The sequence below is a fragment of the Bacillus sp. TL12 genome (assembly GCF_022625245.1).
GTDB lineage: Bacteria > Bacillota > Bacilli > Bacillales > Bacillaceae_G > Bacillus_A.
Window position 1 is genome coordinate 1 of sequence record NZ_JAJJBY010000099.1, and the last position, 4,374, is coordinate 4,374.

The 4,374-nt window shown below is 32.9% G+C and carries 4 protein-coding genes; all 4 read left to right on the forward strand.

The annotated features are described in order from the left end of the window. The first annotated feature begins 238 nt into the window (after positions 1 to 238). The 4 genes from LOK41_RS27395 (at position 239) to LOK41_RS27410 (ending at position 4,326) form a co-directional block, all read left to right on the forward strand. Positions 239 to 1,399 carry a sensor histidine kinase gene (locus LOK41_RS27395; RefSeq protein WP_241819264.1) on the forward strand — a complete coding sequence of 387 codons (1,161 nt, stop codon included), beginning with the start codon at positions 239 to 241 and terminating at the stop codon, positions 1,397 to 1,399. A gap of 5 nt (positions 1,400 to 1,404) precedes the next feature. Continuing rightward, on the forward strand, positions 1,405 to 2,079 hold the full coding sequence (locus LOK41_RS27400; protein ID WP_241819265.1) for a response regulator transcription factor: 675 nt from the start codon (positions 1,405 to 1,407) through the stop codon (positions 2,077 to 2,079). Between the two features lie 356 nt (positions 2,080 to 2,435). Continuing rightward, positions 2,436 to 3,467 (forward strand): alpha/beta hydrolase, encoded by a 1,032-nt coding sequence (locus LOK41_RS27405; RefSeq protein ID WP_241819266.1) that lies wholly within the window; start codon positions 2,436 to 2,438, stop codon positions 3,465 to 3,467. A gap of 286 nt (positions 3,468 to 3,753) precedes the next feature. Continuing rightward, positions 3,754 to 4,326, forward strand: coding sequence for a recombinase family protein (locus LOK41_RS27410; protein WP_017154346.1), 573 nt, complete (start codon positions 3,754 to 3,756; stop codon positions 4,324 to 4,326). Positions 4,327 to 4,374 lie beyond the last annotated feature (48 nt).

The following is a 4,374-nucleotide window of genomic DNA, read 5'->3' on the forward strand; positions in this document are numbered from 1 at the left end:
CTGTTGATTAACAGACATTTATTTATGGTTTGTTCAGCAATCGGGCCAGATTGTTGAGGAACACAGTGCTAAGATTAGGGAGATATTGTGATGAAATGTACTTAAAGTAACTGGCAGTTTAGCGGAAGAAAGAAATGGTATAATTGAAGAAAATTGCAATTTATTGTATCTGTGCATGATTCGAAAATGAGCAGTTTTAGGAACGATAGTATTGACACCGAAGATGGGGGATAAAAGTATGAAAGCAGTAATGGATCAAAGAAATTGGCATTGGTTGGACTATTTTCTATTTTTCATACGAACAATTTGGATTACTTCTAATGGCTACTCGATATTCATTAGTACGTCAGGTTTGGAAAAGTGGGTTTTACTTTTATGGGCTAGTTGTTCTTATATAATACCTCATCTATTTTATCGGCCTGGGCTTATAAAATTCCAATATTATTTAATAGCCGAGGTGTTGTTAACGGGTTCGCTGTTTATTTACTTATCGAATCAATATGAAATGTCAGTGACTTACAGTTTTTTATTTGTGCCTATCCTTACTATTGCTTATGCTTGTCAAGTTAAGCCATTAATTTGGTTAGGATTTTTCTTATTAGTTGGTACATTGGCCGGCAATCTCTTCACTGTTAAGGATATTTTTGCACTTTTTATTGACACAACTACTTTTTATGGTATTGGGTTATTTTTAGGAAGGATGACCATTGTCAATAACGCTAATAAAGAGTTAATTGCCTCTATTGAGGAAAAAAATAAGGATTTGGAATATTACTCAAAAAAAATTGAGGAACTGACGATTAAGGAAGAACGAAATAGAATTTCGCAAGATTTGCATGATACAGTAGGCCATATTTTCACGTCGGTCATAACAAGTTTAGATGCCCTTCCTTTTCTATATCAGGCAGATAAAAAAGAAGCAGAAAAAAGTATAAAAGAGATTTCAGATTTAGCACGAAATGGATTGAATGATGTGAGAAAAACAATTCACCATATGTCGCCAATGAATCAGCAAACGCTGGTTGAATCGGTGAAAGAATTGATTGCTGATTTTATGAAACATACATCAACGGATATAAAACTGAACGTCGAAGGGGACGAGAACAAAGTCAATGAAAGGGTAAAGTTTACCATTATTCGTAGTATACAAGAAGGACTTACAAATGCTAAAAGACATGGTCAGGCAACTTTTATTAAAGTAAATATTTCCTTTAAACAGGAAGAATTGATTGTTCTTATTGAAGATAATGGAAATGGTTGTAATGAATTAAATTTAGGTTTTGGACTACGCTCAATGAAAGATCGAATATCAGCCTTAACGGGTACAGTTAACTTTAATTCTAAATTGAATAATGGTATGAGGATAACGTGTAACATACCTATTGCAAAGGATGTTTGATTATAATGATTAAAGCGGCAATAGTTGAAGATCAAGAGATTTTAAGAAAAAGCTTAAAAATTGTGATTGAAAGCATTTCTGACATTAAGATCGTTGGAACTGCGGATAATGGAGAAAAGGCAATTGCTTTATGCGAAAGGGAAAACCTTGATATTCTTTTAATGGATATTCAAATGCCTGTGATGGATGGTGTAAAGGCGACAGGTGAAATTAAAAAGCGATGGCCAAATATAAAAGTAATAATACTTACTACTTTTCAAGATGTTACACACGTTTTAAATGCCTTAAATGCTGGTGCAGAGGGTTATATATTAAAGGCTGTTGATCCTGAATTTTTAGTTCAGGGAATTAAAATGGTATATCACGGAGGTTCCCTAATTCCCCAACAATTAGCAAAAGAGGTGTTTAGTCAGATACAATCAAATAATAACGAACACTCGGAACAACTTGACCATAACGCTATGAATCATCCATATGATTTAAATAATCAAGAATTAAAAATTTTAAAATGTTTAACTCATGGATTATCCAATAAAGACATTTCAGAAAAGATGTTTCTTTCAATTGGAACTGTGAAAAATTATATTTCTACCATTTATTCGAAATTAAATGTAAAAAACAGATCTTCTGCTATTATTAAGGCAATAGAAGAGAGCCTTATAGATGATAAGAAACATTGAAATAAGAGAGTGTAGATAAAGCAAATCAACTTTGTCTACACCCTTTTTTTGCAATGAACTGGAACGCTATCTTGAATTTATTTATTCCATAGGTAACTCAGAAGGCTGTCATCTACAAAATATTACGGTGGAATGTCATTTGGGTTTTTTGGCTAAAAAAGAGCATCAATAACATCTTAATAGCACTTATTGTTAAAGAAGCAATATATATTAGCCAATGGTCATTAATTTGTAGTTTTATTTAAAAATAGTTATGACTTATTAATGACTTACTGGCACTAGAGTATATTACCTTTCATTTGTAGAGTAGAAGTATGAAATATGAAGTGAATTTAGAAAGGAGTAAAAGGTATTAGATGAAAAATATAAAGAAATTAATAAAATGTCTCGGAGTAGTTATTATACTAATACTAGCAATAGCACTTTTTTTTCCTACTTGGACTCCGCATATAAAAGGCGATAGCAATATAAGTACATTAGAACAAGTAAAGATAAATGGAAGTAATCATGAAATTATGATACGCGGCAATGATAAGAATAACCCAGTTATTATTTTTGTACATGGAGGACCTGGATGTTCGGAAATACCGTATGCCGATAAATACCAAGACTTATTGGAAAGCAATTTTACGGTTGTTAATTACGACCAAAGAGCAAGTGGAAAATCATATCATTTTTTTGAGGACTATTCTAATCTTTCATCAGACTTACTGGTGGAGGACTTATTGGCTATGACGGATTATATAACAGAACGTCTTGGTAAAGAAAAGGTAATACTAATTGGTCATTCTTATGGTACATATATTGGAATGCAAGCTGCCTATAAAGCTCCTGAAAAATATGAAGCATATGTTGGTATTGGACAGATGAGTGATACAGTAGAAAGCGAGATTGACAGTTTGAACTACTCTATTAATCAGGCCCAAAATGCTGGCAATACGGAGGATGTTTTATATTTACAAGGGTTAACTGAAAAAATCAAAAATGGTGATGCATTTGCTCCACGAAATTATGTTATCAAATATGGTGGGGGTTCAAGACTTATTGAAAACCCTGATGGTGATAATATAGGTATGTTATTCAGTAGTGAATATAATTTATTAGATGTAATCCGTTATAACTATGGGGTATCCTATTCGCAAAACATTTTGATAAAGGAAGTATTAAAAAAACCATTGCCTACTTTAGTAACAAAACTTAAATTACCGTGCTATTTTATCATGGGTAAATACGACTATATGACTTCATCTAATGCAGCAAAAAAATATTTTGATATGATTGAAGCCAATAAAAAAGAATTTATTGCTTTTGAGCAGTCAGCACATTATCCACAATTTGAAGAGAAGGAAAAATTTTATGAATGGATGTGCGATACATTTATAAAATAAAAATAAATAGGGTATCTTTATTCTTACCTTGAAAGTGAGATTGTGAAGAATTGTACTTAAACTAACGCGTAGCGTTAGTTTAACAAGACAGGTACTTATAATATTCCACAATCGGGCGCTTTTCTGGAGTAAGATAATTATTTATGGACTGAACGGTAAAAACCGATCAGTCTATTTTTTATCAATAGAGTACACCCTATTGATAAAATTCTGGTTCCTTGATATTATTAGCTTGATAGGTTCTCAATAACACTTATCAAAAATACAAATTAAAAGAGGATGGAAAATGATCTACGGATATGCTCGAGTAAGCACGCAAGACCAAAATCTTGATACCCAAATTGAACAACTCACAAAATTTGGAGTAGATGAAATTGTGAAGGAGAAAATCAGTGGTGTTTCTAAACAGAAGCAACAATTGGACGAAATTCTTTCCAAAATTGCTACTGGTGATACCTTAGTTGTGACTCGAATGGATCGACTTGGCCGAAACACTGTTCAGTTGTTGCAACTAGTTGAACAACTTCGTGAAAAGAATATTCATTTCGTTATTCTAAACTTAGGAATTGACACGAGGACACCCACCGGTAAATTCTTTTTGACTGTAATGGCAGCATTTAGTGAGTTAGATCGAGAAATGATTAAGGAAAAGCAGCGTTCGGGGATTAAATTAGCCAAGCAAAAAGGTAAATATCGTGGAAGGGTAAAAAAATATACAGATAAGCATCCGGGAATGAATCACGCCATTGAATTACGAAATACAACAGATAAAACCGTAAAGGAGATTTGTGCAATTACACGGGTCAGTCAAGCAGCATTTTATCGCAAGCTGAAGGAAATAGAGGAAAAAGGGGTATAGTAATTGGTAATTATTTCATATGTGGCCCCTCAATCCCCGAATCGTTTC

Bases quoted from the DNA above. Each gene is read 5' to 3' on its own strand.
- LOK41_RS27400 (WP_241819265.1), top strand. From the start codon at position 1,405: ATGATTAAAGCGGCAATAGTTGAAGATCAAGAGATTTTAAGAAAAAGC.
- LOK41_RS27405 (WP_241819266.1), top strand. From the start codon at position 2,436: ATGAAAAATATAAAGAAATTAATAAAATGTCTCGGAGTAGTTATTATA.
- LOK41_RS27395 (WP_241819264.1), top strand. From the start codon at position 239: ATGAAAGCAGTAATGGATCAAAGAAATTGGCATTGGTTGGACTATTTT.
- LOK41_RS27410 (WP_017154346.1), top strand. From the start codon at position 3,754: ATGATCTACGGATATGCTCGAGTAAGCACGCAAGACCAAAATCTTGAT.